We start from the raw sequence: 23,467 nt of genomic DNA on the forward strand, positions 1-23,467 counted from the left end.
GACGCCTCCCGACGTCCGCCGGAGGTCGTCGACGGGCGCGTCCGGCCGCCCGTCCGGCTACCCGTCCGCGGCGACGCCCCCCGGCACGTCGACGTCGGTCACGCGGGCGAGCCAGGCGTCCGGGCGGGCGAGGAGCTCGTCGAGCTCGGCCATCGCGGCGCCGGTCGCCGCGGGGGAGGACACCGAGCCGTCGTGGGCGCACACGGTCGGGCGCACCCGGTGGGCCGACAGGACGCGCTGCTCGAGCGCGGCCTCCAGCGGCTCGCGCAGCAGGTCCGCGATCTGCCCGAGGTGCCCGCCGAGGACGATGGCCGGGGTGTCGATGAGCGTCACCGCGCTGGACAGCGCCACGCCGAGGGCCCACGCGGCGTGCTCGACGGCCTCGGCGGCCCGGCTGTCGCCCTCCGCCACCCGCTGCCGCACGAGCCGCCCGACGTCGGCCGCGGCGACCCCCGCCCGGGCGGCGAGCTCCTCCCGGCCGACGTACCGCTCGAGGCACCCCGTGGACCCGCACCGGCACGACGGGCCCCGCGGGTCGACGCACACGTGGCCGATCTCGCCCGCCCAGCCGTGCCGACCGCTCAGCGGCCGTCCGTCGACGACGACGGCCCCACCGATGCCGACCTCGCCGGAGACGTAGAGGAAGTCGCGCAGCGGCCCGGGGCGTCCCGGCGCGAGGTCGGCGACGGTGCGGGCGGCGAGGTCGGCCTCGTTCCCGAGCCGCAGGGCGAGCCCGCCGAGGGCGCCCGGGGTGAGGACGTCGGCCGGGCGGACGTCGGTCCACCCGAGGTTGGGCGCGACGAGCAGGACGTCGGACCCCGTCGTCACGACGCCGGGCAGGGCGAGCCGGGCACCGGCCAGCGGGAGCCCCTCGCTCACCTCGGCCCGGACCCGGTCGGCGAGCCCGAGGAGCTCGCCGAGGACGGCGTCCGGGGACTCCCCGCGCAGGTCCCGCTCGACCGAGGCCTGGGCGAGCACCGACCCGCCGAGGTCGAGCACCCGGGCGGTCATGCCGGCGACGTTGACGAGCATCCCCAGCGCGGCCACCCGCCCCGCGGACAGCGGGATGCCGGGCCGTCCGCGCCGGGCCGGGAGGTCCGGCGCCCCCTCGGCGAGCACCCCGCCCGCCACGAGCTCGTCGACGAGCCGGGAGACCGTCGAGCGGGTGAGCGAGGTTCCCTCCGCGACGCGGGCGCGGGAGGGCGGCGACGGTGCGGCGAGCACCGCGCGGGTCACGGTCGCGAGGTTCGTCGCCCGGAGGGCCGCCTGCGAGATCCCCACCCCCGCAGCCGGACCCGCCACCGGGGACGCGGCGAGGGACCTCGCGGAACGCGATGCGGGCACGGGTTGACCATACCCCGGAGGTTCCGTAAAGTTCTACAACACAACAAATACGTGGAAGTGAGGACAGCGTGGTTCGTCAGCCCACCCCCGAGGACAGGTTCAGCTTCGGTCTCTGGACCGTCGGCTGGACCGGCACCGACCCCTTCGGCGGCCCCTCCCGCCCGGCCCTGGAGCCGTGGGAGTACGCCGACCGGCTCGCCGAGCTCGGCGCGTGGGGGATCACCTTCCACGACAACGACGTCTACCCCTTCGACGCCGACGAGGCGACGAAGCAGCAGCGCGTCGACCGCCTCAAGCAGACCTGTGACTCCGCCGGCCTGACCATCGAGATGGTCACGACGAACACCTTCAGCCACCCGGTCTTCAAGGACGGCGGGCTCACCGCCAACGACCGCGGCGTGCGCCGCTTCGGCCTGCGCAAGGTCATGCGCGCGGTCGACCTCGCCGCCGAGCTGGGCGCGACGACGTTCGTCATGTGGGGTGGCCGCGAGGGCAGCGAGTACGACGGTTCCAAGGACCTGTACTCGGCCTTCGAGCGGTACAAGGAGGGGCTGGACACCGTCGCCGGCTACATCAAGGACAAGGGCTACGACCTGCGGATCGGCCTGGAGCCGAAGCCCAACGAGCCCCGGGGCGACATCTTCCTGCCCACCGTCGGTCACGCCCTCGCCCTCATCGCCGAGCTCGACCACGGCGACATCGTCGGGCTCAACCCCGAGACCGGGCACGAGCAGATGGCCAACCTCAACTACACCCACCAGCTGGCGCAGGCGCTCTTCAGCGGCAAGCTGTTCCACATCGACCTCAACGGCCAGCGCGGGCTGAAGTACGACCAGGACCTCGTCTTCGGGCACGGCGACCTCATGTCGGCGTTCTTCACCGTCGACCTCCTGGAGAACGGCTTCATCGGCAACCCCGACGCCCCTCGCTACACCGGTCCGCGCCACTACGACTACAAGCCCTCGCGCACCGAGCACCTCGACGGGGTGTGGGAGTCGGCCAAGGCCTGCATGCAGACCTACCTGCTGCTCGCCGAGAAGGCCCGTGCCTTCCGCGCCGACCCGCGCGTCACCGAGGCGGCCGAGTACGCCGGCGTCATGAGCCTGGCCCAGCCGACCCTCGACCCGGGCGAGTCGGTGGAGGACTTCCTCGCCACCGACGACGGCTTCGACCCCGAGAAGGCCGCCGAGCGCGACTACGGGTTCGTCAAGCTCAACCAGCTGGCCGTCGAGCACCTCGTCGGCTGAGCACCGCGTCCCCTCGGACCGGCCCGGACGCACCGTCCGGGCCGGTCCGTCGTGCGGGGCAGGACCCAAAGGGACGGCGCGGCGGCGCAGGACCGCCGCCGGGTCAGCGCGCGGGGGGCGCCGTCGAGGCGCGGACGACGAGCCGGGTCGCGAGGGCGACGTGCGGCGCGTCGACGGTGCCGCCCTCGGCCAGGCGCAGGACGGTGCGCAGCGCCACCCGCCCCATCTCCCCGAGCGGCTGACGGATCGTCGTCAGCGGCGGTGACCCGGTCATCGCCGACGGGGTGTCGTCGAAGCCCATGACGGAGACGTCCTGCGGCACCCGCAGCCCGACCTGGCGCGCGGCCTCGATGACGCCGAGGGCCACCTCGTCGGCGCCGCAGAAGACCGCCGTCGGGTGGTCCGGCCGGTCGAGCAGCTGCAGGCCGCCCTGGAGCCCGGTGTCGTAGTCGAAGACCTGCCCGGCGGTGACGAGGCCGGGGTCCAGCCCCAGGCCGTGCTGCTCCAGGGCCGCGCGGAGCCCGCCGACGCGGGCGGCGTTGCAGGCCGCGCGCAGCGCCCCGCCGACGTAGCCGATCCGGGTGTGCCCGAGGGCGATGAGGTGGGCGCCGGCGCTCAGCCCGCCGGTGAAGTTCGTCGAGCCGATGCTCGGCGCGTGGCTGGCCTGCGGGTCGATGGGGTCGATGAGGACGAGCGGCAGGTCGGCGTCGCCGAAGGCCCGGACCTGCTGGCGGGTCATCTCCCCGGCGATGGAGATGAGCCCGCTGCGGCCCGCGGCCACGAGCTCGCGGGCCCACGTCCCCGGCGAGGTCCCGGAGCCGGCGCCGGACTGGCGGGTGCTCAGGGTCACCGACACCTCCTCCTCGGCCGCGGCGTCGGCGACCCCCTGCAGCACCTCGCTCGTGAACGGCGAGTGCAGGTGGTCGACGAGCAGCTCGACCGAGCGGGTGGCCTCGGGCCGCCGCCGCTGCTGGGCGGTGTACTCGTGCGCCTCGATGACCTCCTGCACCCGGGCGCGCGTCGTGGCCGCGACGTCGCTGCGCCCGTTCAGCACCTTGCTCACCGTCGCGACGGACACGCCGGCGGAGTCGGCGATCGTCGCGAGCGTGGTGCGGGTGGCGGGCACGGGAAGACCCTAGGGGCGGGCCGGTTCGCGGGTCAGGCGGACCGGGACGGTGAGACGGCGCTCGCCCCCGAGCACCCGGGGCTCGCCGGTGACCTCGAGGGCGGCCCGGCACGGGGTGTCCCCGGCGGAGCTGCCGGCCGTGAGCTCGAACAGCCCCGGCTCGACGACGCGCTCGAGGTCGCGGCCGACGAGCGCCAGCCGGTCGGTGTGCAGGTCGAAGGTGACGGTGGCCGAGGCTCCGGGCTCCAGCGGCACGCGGGTGAACCCGAGCAGCCGGCGCACCGGGACGACGACGGACGAGACGACGTCACGCCCGTACAGCTGGACGACCTCCTCGCCGGCGCGGTCCCCCGTGTTCGTGACCCGCACCGAGACCTCGACCGCGCCGTCGCTGCCGACCTCGTCCGCGGACAGGGTGAGGTCGGCCACCTCGAAGGTCGTGTAGCTGCGGCCGTGGCCGAAGGGGAAGAGTGCCGAGGCGTCGAGGCTGCTCACGCCGCTGCTATCGGGGGAGCCCAGCGGCGGCTGGAGGTAGGTGCGCGGCTGCCCGCCGGGGCCGTACGGGATCTGCACCGGCAGGTGGCCGCTCGGCTGCACCCGGCCGGACAACACGCCGGCGACCGCCGGCCCGCCCTCCTCGCCCGGCATGAACGCCTGGACGAGCCCGGCGGCCCGGTCGGCCCAGGCGCCGAGGGCGTACGGCCGTCCGGACACGACGACGACCACCGTCGGCGTCCCCGTCGCGACCACGGCGTCGAGCAGCGCGGGCTGCACGCCCGGGAGGCGGAGGTCCTCGGCATCGCAGCCCTCGCCGGAGGTGCCGATGCCGAACAGCCCGGCCCGGTCGCCGACGAACACGACCGCGAGGTCGGCGCCGGCCGCGGCCTCCGCGGCGGCGCCGATGCCCGAGGCGTCCTCGCCCTCGACGGCGCAGCCGCGCTCGTAGGCGATCTCGGTGTCGGGCAGCTCGGCGCGTAGCGCGTCGACCATCGTCGTGACCTCGAGCCCCAGGCCGCGGCCGGGGTAGCGGGGCAGCACGTGGTTGGGGAAGGCGTAGCAGCCCATGTGGGTGCGGGGGTCGTCGGCGCAGGGGCCGAGGACGGCGACCCGGGCGGGGGCTGTCCGGCCCGGGCCGGCGAGCGGCAGCGCGCTGCCGGGGTCGAGGAGGACGACCGACCGCTCGGCCATCCGGGCGGCGATGTCGCGGTTGCCGGGGGAGTCGAGGTCGAGGTCGCCGGACCCTGCCACCGAGCCCTCGGGCGTCCAGTCCGGGTCCAGGAGACCGAGCTCGACCTTGTGGCGCAGATGGCGCCGTGCGGCCCGGTCGACGAGCGCCTCGTCCAGCGCGCCGGCCTCGACGAGGTCGGCGAGGTGGGCGCCGAAGCCCGAGGTGTCGGGCAGCTCGACGTCGATGCCCGCGGTGAGGGCGGCGACCCCGGCGGCGTCGACGTCCCCGGCGACGCGGTGCATCGACGCGAGGAAGGGCACCGCCCAGTAGTCGGAGACGACCGTGCCCTCGAAGCCCCACTCCTCCCGCAGCACCTCGGTGAGCAGCCACGGGTCGGCGCCGGCCGGGACGCCGTCGACGTCGCTGTAGGAGTTCATCACCGACTTCACGCCGGCCTCGCGCACCGCGGTCTCGAACGGCGGGAGGATGACGTCGACGAGCTCGCGGCGGCCCATCGACACCGGGCCGTGGTTGCGCGCGGCCCGCGAGGCCGAGTACCCCGCGAAGTGCTTGAGGGTGGCGACGACCCCCGCCGACTGCAGCCCGCGCACGTACGCCGACCCCAGCGTGGCGACGACGTACGGGTCCTCGCCCATCGTCTCCTCGACCCGCCCCCAGCGCGGGTCGCGGACGACGTCGAGCACCGGCGAGAGTCCCTGGTGCACCCCGACCGCGGCCATGTCGCGGCCGATGGCGGCGGCCATCTCCTCGACGAGGTCGGGGTCGAAGGTGGCGGCCCAGGCGATGGCCGCGGGGTAGACGGTGGCGCCGAAGGTCGTGAACCCGGTGAGGCACTCCTCGTGGACCAGTGCGGGCACGCCGAGGCGGCTGTCCCGGAGGACGACGTGGTGCTGGCGCACGACCTCGGCGACGCCCTCGGCGACGGTCAGCGGGTAGCTGCCGAACACCCGGGTCAGCTGGCCGAGTCCGTCGCGGCTGGCCTCCTCGAGCGAGACGCTGCCGGCGGCCGCGAAGACGTCCTGCATGGGGGCGACGACGAACGTCTCGCCGGCGTCCTCGTCCCCGCCCGCCTCCTGCTCCGGGTCGGCGCTCATGTCGTTGCCGACCCACCGGCTGCCGAGCTGGGCGACCTTCTCGCGCAGGGTCATCGCCGCCAGGAGGGCGTCGGTGCGCTCGTCGACCGACCGGCTCGGGTCGCGCCACACCGGCAGGTCGGTGGCGGACGTGGACGGGTCGACGGCGGGGGACGCCGAGCTCATACGGGCTCCGTTCGAAAGTTTCGACAGATCCGGCGCGAGGCGACCGTCGGTCGTCGTCGTCCGGCTCAGCGAGAGTCTGGCGCGTGAGGGTGGGCCGATGCAAGCGCGTTCACCGGACAAGACGCGCGGCGAGGCCATCTCGACATCGTTACCGAACTGCTCGGCGGCGCCTGTTGACAGCACCGCGTCCGGGCTCCTAGCGTGACCGTGCGCCCGAAACTTATCGCAAATTTCGACGCGCACCGCGCCGCCGCGGACGGTGGCGCGGTCCGGCGGGACCCCCCGCCGTCCCCGTCCAGCGGCGACGACGCCGCACCGGCCTCTCGGGAGAGATCAGCGTGGATCCTCAGTCTCAGCACCGTCCGACCGCCACCCGTCGCGCCATCCTCGGGATGGCCGCCGGCCTGCCGCTCATCGGCGGGCTCGCCGCCTGTGGCTCGTCGGGCCCCGGCACCTCCGCGTCCGGGAGCGCGAGCGGAGGCAGCGGCGGCGGCAACGGCACCGGCGCCAGCTTCTGGACCCTCAGCGGCAAGCCGCAGGAGGACATCCGCCAGCAGGCCGTCGACGCCTTCAACAAGGCCAACCCCGACACCCCGATCAAGATCACGCTGTTCCAGAACGACGCCTACAAGCAGAAGGTCAAGACCGCCCTCGGGGCCGGCCAGGCGCCGACCATCCTGTGGGGCTGGGGCGGCGGCGGCCTCAAGAGCTGGGTCGACGCCGGGCAGGTCGACGACCTCACCGACTTCTTCGCCGAGAACTCCGCGCTCAAGGACAAGATCTTCCCGTCCTCGTTCGGAGCGGCCACCGTCGACGACAAGGTCTACGCCCTGCCGTGCGAGACGGTCACCCCGATCGTGCTGTTCTACAACAAGAAGGTGCTCGAGAAGGTCGGCGTGCAGCCGCCGCAGTCGTGGCAGGAGATCCTCGACATCGTCCCCAAGATCAACGCCGCGGGGGTCGCGCCGTTCTCGCTCGGCGGGCAGTCCCGCTGGACGAACATGATGTGGCTCGAGTTCCTCTACGACCGCATCGGCGGTCCCGAGGTCTTCCAGGCCGTGTTCGACGGCGAGAAGGACGCGTGGAGCAACCCGGACTCGATCCAGGCGCTCACCGAGATGCAGAAGCTCATCAAGATGAACGGCTTCGTCAAGGGCTTCGCCTCCATCACCGCCGACTCCAACGCCGACCAGGCGCTGCTCTACACCGGCAAGGCCGCGATGATGCTGCACGGCGCGTGGACCTACGGCGGGATGAAGAACGACGGCGGCGACTTCGTCTCCGGCGGCAACCTCGGCTACATGAACTTCCCGGCCTACGACGGCGGCAAGGGTGACCCGAGCGACTCGGTCGGCAACCCCGCGCAGTACCTGTCCATCTCGTCCAAGGCGTCCGAGGAGGAGAAGGCGAGCGCCAAGAAGTTCCTCGCCGAGAGCCAGTTCACCGACGAGATCCTCCAGGCCTGGATCGACTCGGGCAACATCCCCGTCGCCCAGGGCTCGGACTCCCTCATCGGCAGCGGCGAGGACGCCGACTGGCTGAAGTTCCAGTACGACACCGCCGCCAACGCCAAGAGCTTCGCGCAGTCCTGGGACCAGGCGCTGCCGCCCACCCAGGCCGAGGTGCTGCTCGACAACATCGCCAAGCTCTTCCAGCTGTCGATCAGCCCGCAGCAGTTCGCCTCGAACCTCAACGCGGTCATCGGCAAGTGACCGCCGGCGCTCCCGTCGTCCCGTCCGCCGCGTCGCGCACCCCGCGGCGCGGCGGGGGGACGGGGGGCCTGTGGTGGCTCGTCCTGCCGGCCCTCGCCTTCTTCGTCACCTTCGGCGTCGTCCCACTGCTCGGCGTCTTCGGGCTCTCCTTCGCCAGCTGGAACGGCATCGGCGCGATCACCTTCGGGGGCCTGGACGCCTGGCGGACCGTGCTCGCCGACCCCGGCCTCCTGCACTCGATCTTCGTGACCTTCGAGATCATGGTCATCTCGTGGGCGGTGCAGACCCCGGCCTCGATCCTCCTCGGCACCTTCCTCGCCGGCTTCCAGCGCTACCGCGGCGTCCTCGCCGTCCTCTACGTCCTGCCGCTCCTGCTGTCCTCCGCGGCCCTGGCCGTGACGTGGAAGGCCCTGTTGGACCCCAACTTCGGGCTGGGCGCCGGGCTCGGCATCCCCCTGCTCAGCCAGAACTGGCTCGGGGAGGGCGGACTGGCCGTCGCGGTCGTCATCTTCATCGTGTCCTGGCAGTTCGTGCCGTTCCACGCCCTCATCTACCAGGGCGGTGTCCGGCAGATCCCGCGCTCGCTCTACGAGGCCGCCGAGATCGACGGCGCCGGGCGGGTGCGGCAGTTCTTCTCCATCACGCTGCCGCAGCTGAAGTACACGATCATCACGAGCTCGACGCTCATGGTCGTCGGGTCGCTGACCTTCTTCGACCTCATCTTCGTCCTCACCGCCGGCGGTCCCGGCGACGCGACGCGGGTGCTCGCCGTCGAGATGTACCAGACCGGCTTCCTCGGCAACCAGATGGGACCGGCCAGCGCCATCGCCGTCATCATCGTGCTGAGCGGCCTGGTCATCGCCCAGCTCCTGCGCCGGCTCGGGGGCCGTGACGCCTCCGCCAGCCAGCTGGAAGGGATGTGACCGGCATGGCGACGACGACGCCCAGCGCCACCGAGCAGGCGACGCCCCGCCGCGACGCCCCGCCCCCGCGCGAGCACCGGCCCTCCCGGTTCTCGCTCGGCCGCTACAACCTGGCCGGCGGGCTCGCCGGCTGGGTGTGGGTGGCCATCGTGCTCGTGCCGATCTACTGGATCGTCATCACGAGCTTCAAGTCGCAGAGCACGTACTTCCTCACCAACCCGATGCTGCCGTCGACCGAGCCGACCCTGGAGTCCTACAAGCTCGTCATCGAGAGCGACTTCGCGCGCTACTTCGTCAACAGCCTCGTCGTCACGGTGGGCGCTGTGGCGCCGGCGGTGCTCATGTCGTTCATGGCGTCCTACGCCATCGTCCGCGGCGGCAACAGCGTCTTCCTGCGGCTGTCGAACTCGCTGTTCCTGCTCGGCCTGGCCATCCCGCTCCAGGCGGTCATCATCCCCGTCTACCTCATCATCATCCGGATGCGGATGTACGACTCCCTCGGCGGGATGATCCTGCCGAGCATCGCCTTCGCCATCCCACTGTCGGTCCTCGTGCTCAGCAACTTCATCCGGGACGTCCCGAAGGAGCTCTTCGAGTCGATGCGGCTCGACGGTGCCTCGGAGTGGACGACGATGTGGCGCCTGGCCTTCCCGCTCACCAAGCCGGCGCTGATGACGGTGACGATCTACAACGCGCTGCTCACCTGGAACAACTTCCTGCTGCCGCTCATCCTCACCCAGGACCCGAGCAAGCGGACGCTGCCGCTGGCGGTGTGGAGCTTCCAGGGGCAGTACGGCGTCAACGTGCCGGCGGTCCTCGCGTCCGTCGTCCTCACGACGCTGCCGATCGTCGTCTTCTACGCCATCGGCCGCCGCCAGCTGCTCGCCGGACTCACCGCCGGCTTCGGCAAGTAGCCCGTCCGACGCCCCCGCCGGTTCTCACCGGCGGGGGCGTCGTGCGCTGAAGCGCATCCCCGGCGTCGTCAGCCGCTCGACCGGGCCGAGCCAGGCGTACGCGAGGAGGCACGGCTCGAAGGGTCCGGTCGTGATCCGGTGCTCGTGCGCGGGGACGTTGAGGATGAGCGACCCGGGCGCGTAGACGGCGGTGTCGTTCTCGCTCCACGCGCCGGAGATGGCGACGTAGGACTCCTCGATGTCGCGGTGGTGGTGCTGCGGGTAGATCGTGTCGGGCGCGAAGAGGACGAGACCGAGGATGAGCTCGTCGGTGACGACCGGCCCGCGCGGCCCGACGATCTCGCAGTAGCCGTACTTGCCGGTGAGCCCGCGCGGGACCTTCTCGTACCCGTACTCCCAGGTGAGCAGCCCGGCGACCCGGCCCAACGCGTCGGCGAGGCCACCGAGCACGCCCCGCGAGCCGGCGTCCAGGGCCCGGCCCAGGTGGTCGGTGACCGGGAGGGACGCCGGCGCGCGGTCGGACACCTCGGGGTCGGCCTCGACGACGTCGGCGATGCCCTCCCGGACCCGCCGCAGGTGGCCGCGGATCGGCCTGCTGCCCCCCGAGGACCCGTGCCGGTAGATCCGGTCGTACTCGCGCACGAGGTAGAGCAGGTCCGGTCGGTCGCGCAGCCGCATGCCTGTGAGTATGGCGCTGCCCGGCCGCCCCCCGGCCCGCCGTGGCCACCCGGTCGTGGGTCCCGTCGGGGGCCGGCTCAGCCGACCTCGAGCACCGGCGCCCCGAGCCGTGCGGTGTCCGGCACCACCCCGAGGCCGGGCCCGGACGGCAGCCGCAGGTGCCCGTCCTGCACCTCGAGCCCGTGCTCGGGGTCGTCGTGCTCGGCGATGTACGGCTGCGCGACCCACACGCCCTCGAGCAGCCGCGGGGAGACGGTGGCGGCGACGTGGACGCACGCGGCGGCGACGACGTCCCCGCCCCACGCGTCGTCGCAGGTGTGCGGCACGGACGCGGCCTCGCAGACGTCCCGGAACGCCGCCATCGCCTGCAGCCCGCCGATCCGCGTCACCTTCATCCCGAAGCCGTCGACCTCGCGGCGGCCGACGAGCCCGACGACGGTCGCGAGGTCGGTGCCGCTCTCGTCGACGAACACCGGGTGGGCGACGCGCCCCCGCAGGGAGCGGATCTCGTCGAGGGTGTCGCACGGCTGCTCCAGGACGAAGGGCACGTCCGCGCAGCTCCGGCTGAGGGTCACCGCGTCCGCGGTCGTCAGCGACCGGTTGCCGTCGACCGCGAGACGGACGCGTCCGCCGACCGCCTCCCAGACCTTGCGGACGACCTCGATGTCGACCGCGACGTCGCGCCCGCCGATCTTCACCTGCAGGCGCGGGTAGCCCCGCGCGACCCGGTCGGCGGCGACGGCCGCCACGTCGTCGGGCTCGCCCACCCCGGTCGCGTAGTACGACGGCACCCGCTCGGTGGCGGGTCCGCCGAGGAGGTCGGCCACCCGCACCCCGTGGTGCTTGCCGAGCAGGTCGTGGGCGGCGATGTCGAGCGCCGCCTTGGCGTACCGGTGACCGGCGAGCGTCGCGTCCATCCGGCGGCGCAGCAGCAGGGGGTGGCCCGGGTCCGCCCCGAGGAGCCCCGGTGCGAGCTCCGCCAGGGCGGCCCGGGCGCCGGCCGCGTGGTGCGGTTGGTAGGTGGGACCGACGGGGCAGGTCTCGCCCCAGCCGACGAGGCCGTCGTCGGTGGTGACCTCGACGAGCGTGCTGTCGAGGCAGGACACGGTGCTGCCGGCGATGACGTAGGAGCCGCCGACCACGGGCCGCAGGCGGGACCAGACCCGGACGGAGGCGATCCTCATCCGCGTCCGGCCCCCGGACCGGGCCCGCGGCCGTCGTCGCGCTCAGGCATCGAGGACGAGGTCCTCGCGCGGGGTCGAGCAGCAGGGGAGGATCTTGCCGTCGGCGACCTCGCGCGGGCGGATGCCGCCCTGGTGGTCCATGTCGACGCTGCCGCCGACGAGCGTGGTCTTGCACGTCCCGCACATGCCCTCGGCGCAGGACGAGGGCCAGACCACGCCGGCGGTCGCCAGCGCCTCGAGGACGGTCGTGCCGTCGGGGCAGTCCAGGACCCGCCCGCTGCGCGCGAGCTCGACCCGGAACGTGCGTCCGGCCGCGGGGGCCGGCGACGCCGGGGCGCCCGCTGCCGTCGGGGCCGTCCCGGTGTCGACGCCGGTCGTGGCCGGGGGCCCCAGGACGTAGGACTCCTCGTGGCAGCGGTCCGGGTCGGCGCCGAGGCCGTCGAGCATCCCGCGGACCGCCTCGCGGTACCCGGCGGGCCCGCAGACGAAGACCTCGCGCTCGGCGACGTCGGGGACGGCCGCGCGCAGGACGTCGGCGGTGAGGCGGCCGCGCGGCCCGGTCCAGGTGCCGGTGGGGTCGCTGCCGCAGACGAGGGTGAGGGCGAACGCCGGGTCGGTCGCGGCCAGCGCCTCGAGCTCCTCGCGGAAGGCGAGGTCGGCGGGGGTGCGGGCGCTGTGGACGAAGGCGACGTCGGCGGACCCGTGCAGCGTGCGGGCCATCGACACCACGGGGGTGATCCCGCTGCCGGCGGACAGCAGCAGGACGCGGCCGGCCGGGTGGTGCGCGGTCGAGAACGTGCCGAGGGGCCCGGTGGCGCGGACGGTGTCCCCGGGCCGGACGTGGTCGTGCAGGTGGTTCGACAGCGGTCCGCCGGGGACGCGCTTGACGGTGACCGTCACCTCCTCCGGACGGTGCGGCGAGGACGAGATCGAATAGCAGCGCGAGACCGGGACGCCGCCGACGTCGGCGGTGAGAGTGAGGTACTGGCCGGGGTCGAACCGCAGCCCGCCGCCGGGTGCGCGCAGCACGAGGCTGCGGACGTCGTGGGTCTCGTCGCGGGCGGCGACGCAGACCAGGTCGCCGTCGACGCCGTCCAGGAGCGGCGGCGCGACGCGCTCGACGGTGGCGGTCACGGGGCCAGGTGCTCCTGCATCCGGGCCACGTACCAGGCGGTGAAGGTCTCGACCTGCCGCTCGCTCGGGGCGTAGGGGCCGGGGACGTAGCCGGGGTCGGTGACGCCGGCCTGGGCCCGGGCGACGAGGGCCGAGTCCTGCTCGTTGGTCACCCGCCAGACGAGGGTGAGCGCGTCCACGTCGTAGTCCTCGCCCTCCACCGCGTCCTCGTGGACGAGCCACGTCGTGCGGACCAGGGTGCGCGTCGGGCCGAGCGGCAGCACCGAGAAGGTCACGACGTGGTCGGACAGCGCGTGGTACCAGCCGTTGGGCTGGGTGTGCACCGAGGCCCGGCCGAGCCGGGGGACGTCGAGGTCACCGAGCAGCCGCCGGACCGCGAGCGAGCCGTCCGTCGTGTAGGACTCCCCGGCGCCGTCGAGCGCCTCGCGCTGCACCCGGAAGGCGGTGCGGCGCTCCGCCTCCAGCGCCTCGACCTCCGCGTAGGGCAGGCCGCGCTCGTCGCAGGTGCGCTCCAGCGCGGCCTCGGCGGCGAGGTAGCGCTCGTGGGCCACCCGCAGCCGCGGCGGCACCCGGTCCGGGGCGATGCCCCACGTGGGGAAGAAGGTGCACGTGAGCTCCGGGTGCGACCCCTCGCAGTGGTAGCACTCCCGGTTGTTCTCCATGACGAGCTTCCAGTTCGCCTCCTCGACGAGGTCCACCTGCGCGGCGACCTTCGTCCGGTGCAGCGCGTGCGGCAGGAGGTAGGGCGAGACCGTGGCGACGAGGTCGTCGACGTCGTCCGGCGGGTCGGCCGCCAGGCAGACGAACACGAGCCCGGCGACGAGGCGGACGTGCACCTGCCTGAGGCTCCAGCAGCCCTTGTCGAAGTCGGGCGCCTGGTCCCCGGCGTGCAGGAGGCTGCCGTCGACCGCGTAGGTCCAGCGGTGGTAGCCGCAGACGAGGTTGCCGACGGAGCCCTCGCGCTCGGTGAGCACCCGTGCCCCGCGGTGACGGCAGACGTTGCGCAGGCCGCGCACCACCCCGTCGTCGTCGCGCAGGACGATGACCGAGGACGGCCCGACGTCGACGGTCACGAAGTCGCCCGGCTCGCGGACCTCGGCCTCGTGGGCGACGAACAGCCAGGTGCGCGACCACACCGCCGAGAGGTCGGCCTCGTAGACCGCCTCGCTCGTGTAGAAGGGCGCCTCGAGCGTGTGTCCGGGGACGCGGCGCGCGACGAGGTCGCGCACCTCGTCGGTCGGGGCGGCGGGTCCGGCGGTCGTCGTCATCGGTCCTCCTGTCGGTGGTGCGGTCGGCGGGGGTGCGGTCAGACCGCGAGGCAGAGACGCAGCGCGTCGTACACGGCGGCGTGGATGTTCCGGCTGGCGACGGCGTCGCCCACCCGGAAGAGGAGGAACCGTCCGTCGGCGGGCTCCGGCTGGGGCCGGACGGCGAGCAGCGCCGGGTGGTCGACCGCGCCGCCGTTGCCCGAGTGCGGGACGAGCCCGTGGTACAGCTCGTCGTTGGGGAGCGTGCCGTGCTCGACGACGACGTGGTCGACGACCCGCTCGACCTCGGCGCCGCTGTACTCGTGGCGCAGCAGGGCCCGAAGCCCTCCTGCGGGGTCACGGGTCACGGAGACCAGCCGGGAGGCCAGGGTCACGGTGACGCCGTGCTCGTCGAAGGCCCGCAGGTAGGCCGGCGAGTTCATCCCGCCGACGAGCGGGCCGACGGTGCGCTCGGGGGTGACGAGCTCGACGGCGGCGCCCCGGGCGGCGAGCAGCTCGGCGGCGTCCAGCCCCGGCTCGGCGCCGTTGTCGTCGTAGACGAGCACCCGGCCGACCGGGCGCACGTCGCCGGCCATGACGTCCCAGGTGTCGCTGACCAGCGCGGCGCCTTCGGCGAGGAAGTCCCGGTTCGGCAGGCCGCCCGTGGCGACGACGACGACGTCCGGCTCCTCGGCGAGCACCGTGTCGACGTCGGCGTAGGCGCCGAAGCGGAACTCGACGCCGGAGTGCTTGGCCTCGGCGAGCCGCCAGTCGACGACGCCGAGCAGGTCCCGCCGCCGGGCCGGGGTGGCGGCCAGCCGGACCTGCCCGCCGGGGACGTCCGCGGCCTCGAGGACGACGACCCGGTGACCGCGCTCGCCGAGCACGCGGGCGGCCTCCAGCCCCGCCGGTCCGGCGCCGACGACGACCGCCGTCCGCGCGGTCGCGGCCCGGGGGACGACGTGGGTGAGGGTCAGCTCGCGGCCGGTCGCGGGGTTGTGGATGCACTTGGCGTCGCCGGACTCGTAGATCGCGTCGAGGCAGTAGCTGGCCCCGACGCACGGCCGGATCCGGTCCTCCTCGCCGCGGGCGACCTTGGCGACGAGGTGCGGGTCGGCCATCTGCGCCCGGGTCATGCCGACGAGGTCGAGCAGGCCGTCGCGCAGCGCGTGCCGGGCGGTGGCGACGTCGGCGATCCGGGCCGCGTGCATGACCGGGACGCCGACCTCGCGCCGGATGCCACCGACGAAGTCGAGGAACGGCGCCGACGGCGTGCCCATCGACGGGATGACCTTCGCCAGGGTGGCGTCGCTCTCGATCGTCCCCTTGACGACGGACAGCACGTCGACGCCGTCCTCGACGAAGGCGGCGACGGCGGCCAGCGCCTCCTCGCGGCCGAGCCCGCCCGCCCGGTCCTCGTCCAGCGACATCCGGATGCCGAGGACGGGGCCCGGCCCCAGCGCCTCGCGGACCGCCCGCACGACCCGGCGGGGGAAGGCGAGCCGGCGGGTGAGGTCGCCGCCGAGGTCGTCGGTGCGGTGGTTCGTCGCGGGGGAGAGGAAGCCGTCGAGCAGGTGGCCGTAGGACTCGAGCTCGATGCCGTCGAGGCCGGCCTCGACGCAGCGCCGGGTGGCGGCGACGTAGTCGGCGACGATCCGGTCGAGGTCCCAGGGCTCGGCCTCCTTGGGGAAGGCCCGGTGCGCGGGCTCGCGCAGCGGCGAGGAGTAGACGACGGGGAGCCAGTCGCCGGTGTAGCTGCTCGTCCGGCGGCCGAGGTGGGTGACCTGGCACATGACGGCGGCGCCGGCGTCGTGGACGTCGTCGACGAGGGCGCGCAGCCACGGGACGGCCTCGTCGTCGTGGAGGAGGATGTTGCCGAAGGCCGGCGGGCTGTCCGGCGAGACGACGGCCGAGCCGCCGACCATGGTCAGGCCGACCCCGCCGCGGGCCTTCTCGACGTGGTAGGCGCGGTAGCGGTCCCGCGGCATGCCCGCCTCGGTGTACGCAGGCTCGTGGGAGGTGCTGACCACCCGGTTGCGCAGCGTGAGGCCCCTCAGCTCGTACGGCTCGAGCAGCGGGTCGAGGGCGCGCATGCCCCGAGTGTGGGGCCGTGAGCCGCGGCGGCACCAGCGCCGGAATGTGCACTGGTTCGTGCACCATTGCTGCATGATCGACCGGCGCCTGCACGTGCTGCGGATGGTCGCGCAGTGCGGCACGGTCACCGGGGCCGCCGAGGCGCTCGACTACACCCCGTCGGCGGTCTCGCAGCAGCTGCGCGGGCTGGCCCGCGACCTCGGGGTCGAGCTGCTCGTGCAGGACGGCCGACGGGTGCGGCTGACCCCGGCGGCCCGGGTGCTGCTCGAACGGTCCGAGGAGCTGCTGACCCGCTGGGAGGAGATCCGGGCCGAGGTGTCCGCGGCCGCGGAGGGCGGGGGCGGGCTGCTGCGGCTGTGCGGGTTCTCCACGGCCGCCGCCGCGCTGCTGCCCCCCGCGGCCGCGGCGCTGCGGGACCGGATGCCGGGCTGCACGGTGCGGATCATCGAGGCCGAGCCGGACGAGTGCTTCGCGCTGCTGCTCGCCGACCAGGCCGACGTCGCCGTCGTCGTCGCCACCCCCGGCCTGCCCGCGACGAGCGAACCGCGCTTCGCGCTGCACCACCTGCTCGACGACCCGCTGGACGTGCTGCTGCCGTCCGGCCACGCCCTGGCGGCGGAGCCTGCGGTCCCGCTGCGCGACCTCGGCGACGAGGCGTGGATCATGGACCGGCCCGGGCGCCCGTACAGCCAGCTGCTGCAGACCGCTTGCGCGGCAGCGGGGTTCACGCCCTCGGTCGCCCACCACGCGGCGGAGTGGGACACCGGTGCGGCCCTCGTCGGTGCCGGGCTCGGGATCGCGCTCGTGCCCCGGCTGGCGCACATCCCGGACGGCTACGCCGTGGTCCGGGTGCCGCTCTCCGGCGACCCGGTGCCCTCACGGCGCATCCTCACCGGCGTCCGGCGCGGCAGCGACGGCCAGCCCGCGGTCGCCGCCGCCCTCGCCGTCCTCCAGGACCTCGCAGCCGGCGACCGGGACTGACAGCGGAATCGGTCCTCGCGCCCAGCGGAGGTCCAGTCACCGGGGGGAGCATGCAGGGATGTGCCGATGGCTGGCGTACGCGGGCGATCCGGTCCCGCTGGCCTCGCTCGTCGCGGACCCGGAGAACTCGCTCATCCACCAGAGCCGGAGGTCCCGGCTCGGCGCCGACGAGGTCAACGCCGACGGGTTCGGCGTCGGCTGGTACACCGAGGGCGACCCGCGGCCGGCGCGCTTCCGCAGCATCCGACCGGCCTGGGGCGACCCGAACCTGCCGGACCTCGCGCGGGCCGTCCGCTCACCGCTGTTCGTCGCCCACGTCCGGGCCGCCACCGGCAGCCCGGTGGAGCCGACGAACTGCCACCCCTTCGCCGACGGACGCTGGCTCTGGGCGCACAACGGCGAGGTCCGCGGCATCGACCGCCTCCGCCGCGACCTGGCGCTGGCGCTCGACCCCCGGCGCTACCCGCACCTGCGCGGGAGCACCGACTCCGAGCTCCTCTTCTTGCTCGCCCTGACCTTCGGGCTGGAAGAGGACCCGGTCCGCGCCGTCGCCCGCACCGTGGGACTGGTCGAGGCGGTCGGCGCGGACCAGGGGGTGGAGCACCCGGTGATGATGACCGTGGCCGTCACCGACGGAGCCACCCTGTGGGCGTTCCGGTACTCCAGCGAGCACGACACCCGCACGCTCTTCCACACCGCCGACGACGACGCGGTGCGCGGCCTGCACGCCGACCCGGACGCCGCCCCGGCGGGTGCGCGCGTCGTCGTCTCCGAGCCGCTCAGCGACCTGCCCGGCGAGTGGGTGGAGTACCCGGAGTCCTCGGTGGGCGTCGTCGGCGCGGGACACGACGAGATCCGCGACTTCGCCCCCGAGGCACCCTGACCCACGGCGAGGCACGCGGCCTCAGCGCAGCGAGGCCCAGGGCTCGGTGTCGGCGACCTCGTCGGCGGCGTAGCCGGACTCCCCGACGCTCGGGGTGAGGACGACCGACAGGTGCGCGGGACCGTCGGCGTCGGCGGCGACGAACGAGGCGTGGACGGTGTCCTTCGGCACGTGCACGCTCTCGCCGGGGCCGAGGGTGGTGCGCTCCTGCTCCACCCACTGCTCGATGGTCCCGGAGAGCACGGTGATGACCTCCTCCTGGTCGGGGTGCCGGTGGAAGGCGTGCCCCTGGCCGGGCGTGATCGTCACGTCGAGCACGGTGAGCCCGGAGCCCGGTGCGGTGGCGGGGGTGACGACCCAGCCGAGCTCGCCCCAGTCCAGGGTGTCGCGGGTGATGTCGGCGGAGCGGACGAAGGACCCGGTCATCGGTTCTCCTGCGGGGTGTCGGGTGTGTGGGGGGTGTCGGGGCCGCCGGAGCCGTCGGACCCGGCGGCGGCGAAGGTGATGGAGGTGAAGCGCTCGGTCTGCTCCTTCAGCGCCCGCTCGGTGGGCAGGCGCTCCATGCTCGAGGCGCCGTAGAACCCGTCGAGCCCGGTGCACGAGCGCAGCATGAGCTCGGCGTCCTCGGGGGAGGAGACCGGGCCGCCGTGGACGAGAGCGATGACGTCGGGGCGTACCTCGCGGGCGGCGGCGACCCACTCGTCGACCTCGGGGACGCAGTCCTCCAGGGTGCGGGCGGTCCGTGCCCCGATGCCGCCGCCGGTCGTGAGGCCGAGGTGGCAGACGACGATGTCGGCGCCGGCCTCGGTCATGGCGCGGGCGTCCTCCGGCGAGAACACGTACGGCGTCGTCAGCAGGTCGGCGTCGTGGGCGACGGACACGAGCTCGACCTCCTTGTCGAAGCCCATGCCCGTCTCCTCCAGGTTGGCCCGGAACGTGCCGTCGATGAGCCCGACGGTCGGGAAGTTCTGGATGCCCGCGAACCCCAGGTCGCGCAGGCGGCCGAGGAACCGCTCGGTGTCCATGAACGGGTCGGTGCCGTTGACGCCGGCGAGCACGGGGGTGTCGCGGACGACCGCGAGCACCTCGTCGGCCAGCTCGACGACGACGTCGTTGGCGTTGCCGTAGGCCAGCAGCCCGGCCAGCGAGCCGTGCCCGGCCATCCGGTAGCGGCCGGAGTTGTAGACGACGATGAGGTCGATGCCGCCGGCCTCCTCCCACTTCGCGGAGATGCCGGTGCCGGCGCCGCCGCCGATGATCGGCACGCCCGCGTCGATCTTGGCCCGGAACCGGGCGAGCAGCTCGGCGCGGGTGAACCGGCGGCGGATCGTCACGGGGTCTCCTTCGCGGTCAGCTCGCGGTGGGCGGCGAGGACCGCCTGCGCGAACTCGGGGTCGTTGACGTGGTGGGGTAGCCGGACCAGGACGTGGTCGTCGGTAGTCTCGAACCCCGCCTCCAGCGCGTCGAAGAGGGCGGCGTCGGCCTCGGGGTCGTGGAAGGGCTGACCGGGCGCGTCGAGCATCGACACCCCGCCCTCGGGGACGAGGAAGCGGACCGGCCCGGCGGCGGCGTTGAGCTTGCGGGCGATCCAGGCGCCCATCTCGGCGTTCTCCTCGGCCGTCGTGCGCATGAGCGTCACCTGGGCGTTGTGCTCGTGGAACAGCCGGTCGGCGTACCTCTCCGGGACGGTGTCGCGGGCGCCGAAGTTCACCATGTCCAGCGCGCCGCAGCTGCCGACGTACGGCACCGGGTGGTCGGCGAGGACGTCGAGACGGGTCTCGCCGGCGCTGAACACCCCGCCCATGAGGTGGTCGGCGACCTCGGTCGTCGTGAGGTCGACCACGGAGCCGACGAGCCCGGAGGCGACGAGCTTCTCCAGCGACCGGCCGCCGGTACCGGTGGCGTGGAAGACCAGCGGCTCGACGTCGTCCCCGAGCAGCTCGACGACCTGGGTGACCGCGGGCGTCGTCACCCCGAACATCGTGAGGCCGACGGCGGGGCGGTCCTCGTCGCCGGAGGGCACCGACGTCGCGACCATGCCGGCGACGGCGTGCGCGGCGTTGCCGAGGACGACGCGGGAGATGCGGTTGATGCCGGCGACGTCCGTGACGGAGTACGTCATCGCGATGTCCGAGGGGCCGACGTACGGCGCGACGTCGCCGCTGGCCACCGTCGAGACCATGACCTTGGGGACGCCGACGGGCAGGGCCCGCAGGGCCGGGGTGACGAGGGCGGTGCCGCCCGAGCCACCGATGCCGATCACCCCGCCGAGGTCGTCGACGCCGGTGAGGAAGTGCTCGAGCGCGACCGCCATGGCGGAGACGGCGGCGCCGCGCTCGCCGACGAAGACGGCGTCGGCGCCGTCCGGGTGGTGCCCGGCGACCTCGGCGGCCGTGACGTCGCCGCCGCCCGCCGCGTCGGGGTCGGACGTGCCGACGTCGACGACGACCGCCTCCACCCCCGCGGCCTGCACCCGGTCCCGCACGTAGGCGAGCTCCCTGCCCTTGGTGTCGGCGGTCCCGACGACGTACACGCGGCCGGCCATGGCGCACCTCTTCGTCTCGTCCGTGGCGGTGTCCTCCGACCGTAGCAACGCGCGCACCGGCCGCAGGGGGTGCGCACCCGGGCGTCGACGGCGGCCCTCCGGGGCGCAGGATGGGGGGATGACCGACACCCCCGCGACCACCGCCGCCGACGGCCCCGGCGGTCCCTCCGCCTCCGCCCCGCCCGCCGCGAGCCGCGTCGCCGTCACCGGCGCCCACGGCAAGCTCGGCCGTGCCGTCGTCGCCCACCTGCGCGAGACCGGCCTCGACGTCCTCGCCCTCGACCGGTGGGGCGGCGACCCCCGCGAGGTCGAGGGGGAGTTCCTCGCCATCGACCTCACCGACTACGGGCAGGTGATCGAGGCCCTCTCCGGCAGCGTCGACGAGCACGAGGCCGTCGACGCCGTCGTCCACCTCGCGGCCATCCCCGCGCCCGGCATGACGACGAACGCCGCCACGTACGCGAACAACTCGGCCGCGACGTACAACGTCTTCGCCGCGAGCCGCGCGCTCGGGATCCGGCGGGTCGTCTGGGCCTCCAGCGAGACCGTCCTCGGCCTGCCCTTCGACACCCCGCCGCCGTACGCCCCGGTCGACGAGGAGTACCCGCCCCGGCCGGAGTCGACGTACTCGCTGAACAAGACCCTCGAGGAGGAGCTGGCCCGGCAGTTCTGCCGCTGGCAGCCGGGGCTCGTCTGCGTCGGGCTGCGCTTCAGCAACGTCATGGACGTCGAGGACTATGCGCAGTTCCCCTCTTTCGACGCCGACCCGCAGCTGCGGCGGTGGAACCTCTGGGGCTACATCGACGCCCGCGACGGCGCCCAGGCGGTCGAGCGCGGGCTGCGGCACGACGTGCCCGGCGCCGACGTGTTCGTCATCGCCAACCACGACACCGTGATGTCACGCTCGTCGGCGGAGCTCATGGCGCAGGTGTACCCGGACGTGCCGGTGACCAAGGAGCTCGGCGAGCACGAGACGCTGCTCGGCATCGACAAGGCCCGGCGGGTCCTCGGCTACGACCCGCAGCACTCCTGGCGCGACCACGTCTGACGACCTCCCCGAACGTGTGTGAACACGCCGCGGATCCGCGGCGTGTTCACACACGTCCGGAGGTGGGGCCGGGGTCAGCCGGCGTCGACCGCGGCGCGCTGGACGGCGAGCCCGGCCTCGAAGCGCTCGAGGTAGGCGGCGAACCCGTCGACGTCGTCCTGCTCGGGCTCCACGACCGTGCTCTCGGCGTCGGCGAACACCGTGTCCAGGTACTCGCCCAGCGACGTCTCGTCCGCGTGGGCGAGGTAGCCGGCGAGCACCGCGATGCCCCAGGCCCCGCCCTCGCCGGCGGACTCGCCGACGGCGACCTTCGTCCGCAGCGCCCCCGCCAGCAGCCGCTGCGCGACGCCCTCGGTGCGCAGCAGCCCGCCGTGCGCGACGACGACGTCGAGGGCGACGTCCTCGGCGTCGAGCACCCGCATCCCCAGGGCCAGCGTGGCGAAGGCGCCGTAGAGCTCGGCGCGCACGAAGTTGGCCAGGGTGAGCCGGCTGTCCGGCGTGCGCAGGACGAGCGGCCGTCCCTCGTCGAGACCGGTGACGGGCTCGCCGGACAGGTAGTTGTAGGCGAGCAGGCCGCCGGCGTCGGCGTCGGCCTCCAGCGCCTCGTGGAGCAGGACGCGGAAGACCTCGTCGGCGTCGGCCTCGTGCCCGAGGGCGGAGGCGAACCGGCCGAAGACGCCGGCCCAGGTGTCGAGCTCGCTGGCGCCGTTGTTGCAGTGGACCATCGCCACCGGGTCGCCGGCGGGCGTGGTGACGATGTCGATCTCCTCGTGCACCGCGTCCAGCTCCTGCTCCAGGACGGCCATGAGGAAGATGCTCGTGCCGACGCTGACGTTGCCGGTGCGTGGCGCGACGGCGTTCGTCGCGACCATGCCGGTGCCGGCGTCGCCCTCGGGCGGGCACACCGGCGCCCCGGCCCTTAGGGTGCCGGTGGGGTCGAGCAGCGCCGCGCCGTCGGCGGTCAGGCGCCCGGCCTCGCGGCCCGCGGGCAGGACGCGGGGGAGGAGCGAGGACAGGTCCGACCCCGACCGCCGCTCGGCCACGAGGGCGTCGACGCGGGCCAGCCGGTCGGCGTCGTAGGTGCCGGTGGCGGGGTCGATAGGGAACATGCCGGAGGCGTCGCCGACGCCGAGGACGTGCTCGCCGGTGAGCGCGCGGTGCACGAGGCCGGCCAGCGTCGTGAGCCCGGCGACCTGCGGCAGGTGCGGCTCGTCGTCGAGCACCGCCTGGTAGAAGTGCGCCACCGACCAGCGGAGGGGCACGTTGAAGCCCAGCGCCTCGGTGAGCTCCGCGGCGGCGGTGCCCGTCGAGGTGTTGCGCCAGGTCCGGAAGGGCACGAGCAGCTCGCCGGTGTTGTCCAGGGCGAGGTAGCCGTGCATCATCGCCGAGACCCCGAGGCCGGCGAGCGAGGTCGGGGTGACGCCGTGCCGCTCCTCGCAGTCGGCGGCCATCGCCGCGTAGCACTCGCGCAGACCGGTCCACACGTCGTCCTCGGAGTAGGTCCAGGTGCGGTCCTCGTACCGGTTCTCCCAGTCGTGCCCGCCGCCGGCGAGCGGCCGGCCGGCGTCGTCGACGAGGACCGCCTTGATCCGGGTGGACCCCAGCTCGATGCCGAGCACGGCCCGGCCGTCGGCGATGACGTCCCGCGCGGGGGACCGGTCGTCGGTGGTCGACATGGGCGTGCTCCTCGGGGGACGGGACATCGGTGGCCAACCATGATGTTAGCGCTCACAAAGGGGCGGCACCAGCCGCCGCCGCGCGGTCGGGGTGCTCGCGCGACCACTCGAGCCCGAAGCTCGGGCGCTGCGTCGAGGGGCAGGCGGCGAGGGGCCCGGGGGCGATTGACACCGCCCGGGGCGGGCCCCTACCGTGTGATGTGAGCGTTAACAAGACGGCCCGGTCGGACGGGCCCCGGACGAGCGAGGGCGCCACGATGCACGGAGCGACCCGACCCGGGAC

At 74.1% G+C, this 23,467-nt stretch carries 19 protein-coding genes; 7 read left to right on the plus strand and 12 right to left on the minus strand.

The window, feature by feature from the left end; translation table 11 throughout:
- Positions 1 to 57 precede the first annotated feature (57 nt).
- Positions 58 to 1,344 carry an ROK family protein gene (locus EPD83_RS00170; protein ID WP_235950261.1) on the minus strand — a complete coding sequence of 429 codons (1,287 nt, stop codon included), beginning with the start codon at positions 1,342 to 1,344 and terminating at the stop codon, positions 58 to 60.
- A gap of 68 nt (positions 1,345 to 1,412) precedes the next feature.
- Here EPD83_RS00170 and xylA point away from each other — a divergent pair, with 68 nt between their 5' ends.
- Positions 1,413 to 2,591 carry a xylose isomerase gene (gene xylA / locus EPD83_RS00175; RefSeq protein ID WP_128367643.1) on the plus strand — a complete coding sequence of 393 codons (1,179 nt, stop codon included), beginning with the start codon at positions 1,413 to 1,415 and terminating at the stop codon, positions 2,589 to 2,591.
- A 103-nt stretch (positions 2,592 to 2,694) separates the two neighbouring features.
- On the opposite strand, the gene EPD83_RS00180 is transcribed toward xylA, so the two are convergent.
- Together EPD83_RS00180 and EPD83_RS00185 are read right to left on the minus strand one after the other, a co-directional pair.
- The gene (locus EPD83_RS00180; RefSeq protein ID WP_128367644.1) at positions 2,695 to 3,717 is read right to left on the minus strand and encodes a LacI family DNA-binding transcriptional regulator; all 1,023 of its coding nucleotides are present in this window, start codon (positions 3,715 to 3,717) and stop codon (positions 2,695 to 2,697) included.
- Between the two features lie 9 nt (positions 3,718 to 3,726).
- On the minus strand, positions 3,727 to 6,165 hold the full coding sequence (locus EPD83_RS00185; RefSeq protein WP_165566103.1) for a beta-glucosidase: 2,439 nt from the start codon (positions 6,163 to 6,165) through the stop codon (positions 3,727 to 3,729).
- Positions 6,166 to 6,503: 338 nt separating this feature from the next.
- Here EPD83_RS00185 and EPD83_RS00190 point away from each other — a divergent pair, with 338 nt between their 5' ends.
- Genes EPD83_RS00190 through EPD83_RS00200 form a run of 3 tightly spaced genes read left to right on the plus strand, consistent with a single transcriptional unit; the run spans position 6,504 to position 9,714 of the window.
- Positions 6,504 to 7,877, plus strand: a complete 1,374-nt coding sequence (locus EPD83_RS00190) for an extracellular solute-binding protein (protein ID WP_235950262.1) — start codon at positions 6,504 to 6,506, stop codon at positions 7,875 to 7,877.
- Positions 7,874 to 8,800: a carbohydrate ABC transporter permease gene (locus EPD83_RS00195; protein WP_128365778.1), complete on the plus strand. Its 927-nt coding sequence runs from the start codon at positions 7,874 to 7,876 to the stop codon at positions 8,798 to 8,800. Before EPD83_RS00190 ends, EPD83_RS00195 begins: the two co-directional genes overlap by 4 nt.
- A gap of 5 nt (positions 8,801 to 8,805) precedes the next feature.
- Positions 8,806 to 9,714 (plus strand): carbohydrate ABC transporter permease, encoded by a 909-nt coding sequence (locus EPD83_RS00200; RefSeq protein ID WP_128365779.1) that lies wholly within the window; start codon positions 8,806 to 8,808, stop codon positions 9,712 to 9,714.
- 24 nt (positions 9,715 to 9,738) lie between these two features.
- Here EPD83_RS00200 and EPD83_RS00205 read toward each other — a convergent pair whose 3' ends face one another.
- The 5 genes from EPD83_RS00205 to EPD83_RS00225 form a co-directional block, all read right to left on the minus strand.
- Positions 9,739 to 10,392: a dimethylsulfonioproprionate lyase family protein gene (locus EPD83_RS00205; RefSeq protein ID WP_128365780.1), complete on the minus strand. Its 654-nt coding sequence runs from the start codon at positions 10,390 to 10,392 to the stop codon at positions 9,739 to 9,741.
- A 77-nt stretch (positions 10,393 to 10,469) separates the two neighbouring features.
- On the minus strand, positions 10,470 to 11,576 hold the full coding sequence (locus EPD83_RS00210) for a mandelate racemase/muconate lactonizing enzyme family protein (RefSeq protein ID WP_128365781.1): 1,107 nt from the start codon (positions 11,574 to 11,576) through the stop codon (positions 10,470 to 10,472).
- Between the two features lie 42 nt (positions 11,577 to 11,618).
- Entirely contained in the window at positions 11,619 to 12,710 is a 1,092-nt protein-coding gene (locus EPD83_RS00215; RefSeq protein WP_205859349.1) for a hybrid-cluster NAD(P)-dependent oxidoreductase, read from the minus strand.
- Complete coding sequence (locus tag EPD83_RS00220; RefSeq protein WP_128365782.1) at positions 12,707 to 13,978, minus strand: aromatic ring-hydroxylating oxygenase subunit alpha; 1,272 nt, start codon at positions 13,976 to 13,978, stop codon at positions 12,707 to 12,709. Before EPD83_RS00220 ends, EPD83_RS00215 begins: the two co-directional genes overlap by 4 nt.
- Positions 13,979 to 14,016: 38 nt before the next feature.
- On the minus strand, positions 14,017 to 16,050 hold the full coding sequence (locus tag EPD83_RS00225) for an oxidoreductase (protein ID WP_128365783.1): 2,034 nt from the start codon (positions 16,048 to 16,050) through the stop codon (positions 14,017 to 14,019).
- 73 nt (positions 16,051 to 16,123) lie between these two features.
- On the opposite strand from EPD83_RS00225, the gene EPD83_RS00230 reads away from it, so the two are divergent.
- Together EPD83_RS00230 and EPD83_RS00235 are read left to right on the plus strand one after the other, a co-directional pair.
- On the plus strand, positions 16,124 to 17,032 hold the full coding sequence (locus EPD83_RS00230) for a LysR family transcriptional regulator (RefSeq protein ID WP_128365784.1): 909 nt from the start codon (positions 16,124 to 16,126) through the stop codon (positions 17,030 to 17,032).
- A 58-nt stretch (positions 17,033 to 17,090) separates the two neighbouring features.
- Entirely contained in the window at positions 17,091 to 17,915 is an 825-nt protein-coding gene (locus EPD83_RS00235; protein ID WP_128365785.1) for a class II glutamine amidotransferase, read from the plus strand.
- Positions 17,916 to 17,936: 21 nt separating this feature from the next.
- Here EPD83_RS00235 and EPD83_RS00240 read toward each other — a convergent pair whose 3' ends face one another.
- Genes EPD83_RS00240 through EPD83_RS00250 form a run of 3 tightly spaced genes read right to left on the minus strand, consistent with a single transcriptional unit; the run spans position 17,937 to position 20,460 of the window.
- Positions 17,937 to 18,341, minus strand: coding sequence for a cupin domain-containing protein (locus EPD83_RS00240; protein WP_128365786.1), 405 nt, complete (start codon positions 18,339 to 18,341; stop codon positions 17,937 to 17,939).
- Positions 18,338 to 19,249: a phosphoenolpyruvate hydrolase family protein gene (locus tag EPD83_RS00245; RefSeq protein ID WP_235950263.1), complete on the minus strand. Its 912-nt coding sequence runs from the start codon at positions 19,247 to 19,249 to the stop codon at positions 18,338 to 18,340. The genes EPD83_RS00240 and EPD83_RS00245 overlap by 4 nt, the downstream gene beginning before the upstream one ends.
- Entirely contained in the window at positions 19,246 to 20,460 is a 1,215-nt protein-coding gene (locus tag EPD83_RS00250; protein ID WP_165566104.1) for a Tm-1-like ATP-binding domain-containing protein, read from the minus strand. Before EPD83_RS00250 ends, EPD83_RS00245 begins: the two co-directional genes overlap by 4 nt.
- 118 nt (positions 20,461 to 20,578) lie before the next feature.
- On the opposite strand from EPD83_RS00250, the gene EPD83_RS00255 reads away from it, so the two are divergent.
- Positions 20,579 to 21,508: an NAD-dependent epimerase/dehydratase family protein gene (locus EPD83_RS00255; protein WP_128367931.1), complete on the plus strand. Its 930-nt coding sequence runs from the start codon at positions 20,579 to 20,581 to the stop codon at positions 21,506 to 21,508.
- A 74-nt stretch (positions 21,509 to 21,582) separates the two neighbouring features.
- Here EPD83_RS00255 and EPD83_RS00260 read toward each other — a convergent pair whose 3' ends face one another.
- The gene (locus EPD83_RS00260) at positions 21,583 to 23,184 is read right to left on the minus strand and encodes a xylulokinase (protein ID WP_128367932.1); all 1,602 of its coding nucleotides are present in this window, start codon (positions 23,182 to 23,184) and stop codon (positions 21,583 to 21,585) included.
- Positions 23,185 to 23,467: the final 283 nt, after the last annotated feature.

This window comes from Phycicoccus flavus (assembly GCF_004025965.2).
In the GTDB taxonomy this organism is placed as follows: Bacteria; Actinomycetota; Actinomycetes; order Actinomycetales; family Dermatophilaceae; genus Phycicoccus; species Phycicoccus flavus.

What these genes read in the sequence shown, in the direction of transcription:
- EPD83_RS00205 (WP_128365780.1), bottom strand. Translation starts at nt 10,392, where the DNA reads ATGCGGCTGCGCGACCGACCGGACCTGCTCTACCTCGTGCGCGAGTAC.
- EPD83_RS00225 (WP_128365783.1), bottom strand. Translation starts at nt 16,050, where the DNA reads ATGCGCGCCCTCGACCCGCTGCTCGAGCCGTACGAGCTGAGGGGCCTC.
- EPD83_RS00220 (WP_128365782.1), bottom strand. Translation starts at nt 13,978, where the DNA reads ATGACGACGACCGCCGGACCCGCCGCCCCGACCGACGAGGTGCGCGAC.
- EPD83_RS00250 (WP_165566104.1), bottom strand. Translation starts at nt 20,460, where the DNA reads ATGGCCGGCCGCGTGTACGTCGTCGGGACCGCCGACACCAAGGGCAGG.
- EPD83_RS00185 (WP_165566103.1), bottom strand. Translation starts at nt 6,165, where the DNA reads ATGAGCTCGGCGTCCCCCGCCGTCGACCCGTCCACGTCCGCCACCGAC.
- EPD83_RS00200 (WP_128365779.1), top strand. Translation starts at nt 8,806, where the DNA reads ATGGCGACGACGACGCCCAGCGCCACCGAGCAGGCGACGCCCCGCCGC.
- EPD83_RS00255 (WP_128367931.1), top strand. Translation starts at nt 20,579, where the DNA reads ATGACCGACACCCCCGCGACCACCGCCGCCGACGGCCCCGGCGGTCCC.
- EPD83_RS00230 (WP_128365784.1), top strand. Translation starts at nt 16,124, where the DNA reads ATGATCGACCGGCGCCTGCACGTGCTGCGGATGGTCGCGCAGTGCGGC.
- EPD83_RS00235 (WP_128365785.1), top strand. Translation starts at nt 17,091, where the DNA reads ATGTGCCGATGGCTGGCGTACGCGGGCGATCCGGTCCCGCTGGCCTCG.
- EPD83_RS00240 (WP_128365786.1), bottom strand. Translation starts at nt 18,341, where the DNA reads ATGACCGGGTCCTTCGTCCGCTCCGCCGACATCACCCGCGACACCCTG.
- EPD83_RS00210 (WP_128365781.1), bottom strand. Translation starts at nt 11,576, where the DNA reads ATGAGGATCGCCTCCGTCCGGGTCTGGTCCCGCCTGCGGCCCGTGGTC.
- EPD83_RS00260 (WP_128367932.1), bottom strand. Translation starts at nt 23,184, where the DNA reads ATGTCGACCACCGACGACCGGTCCCCCGCGCGGGACGTCATCGCCGAC.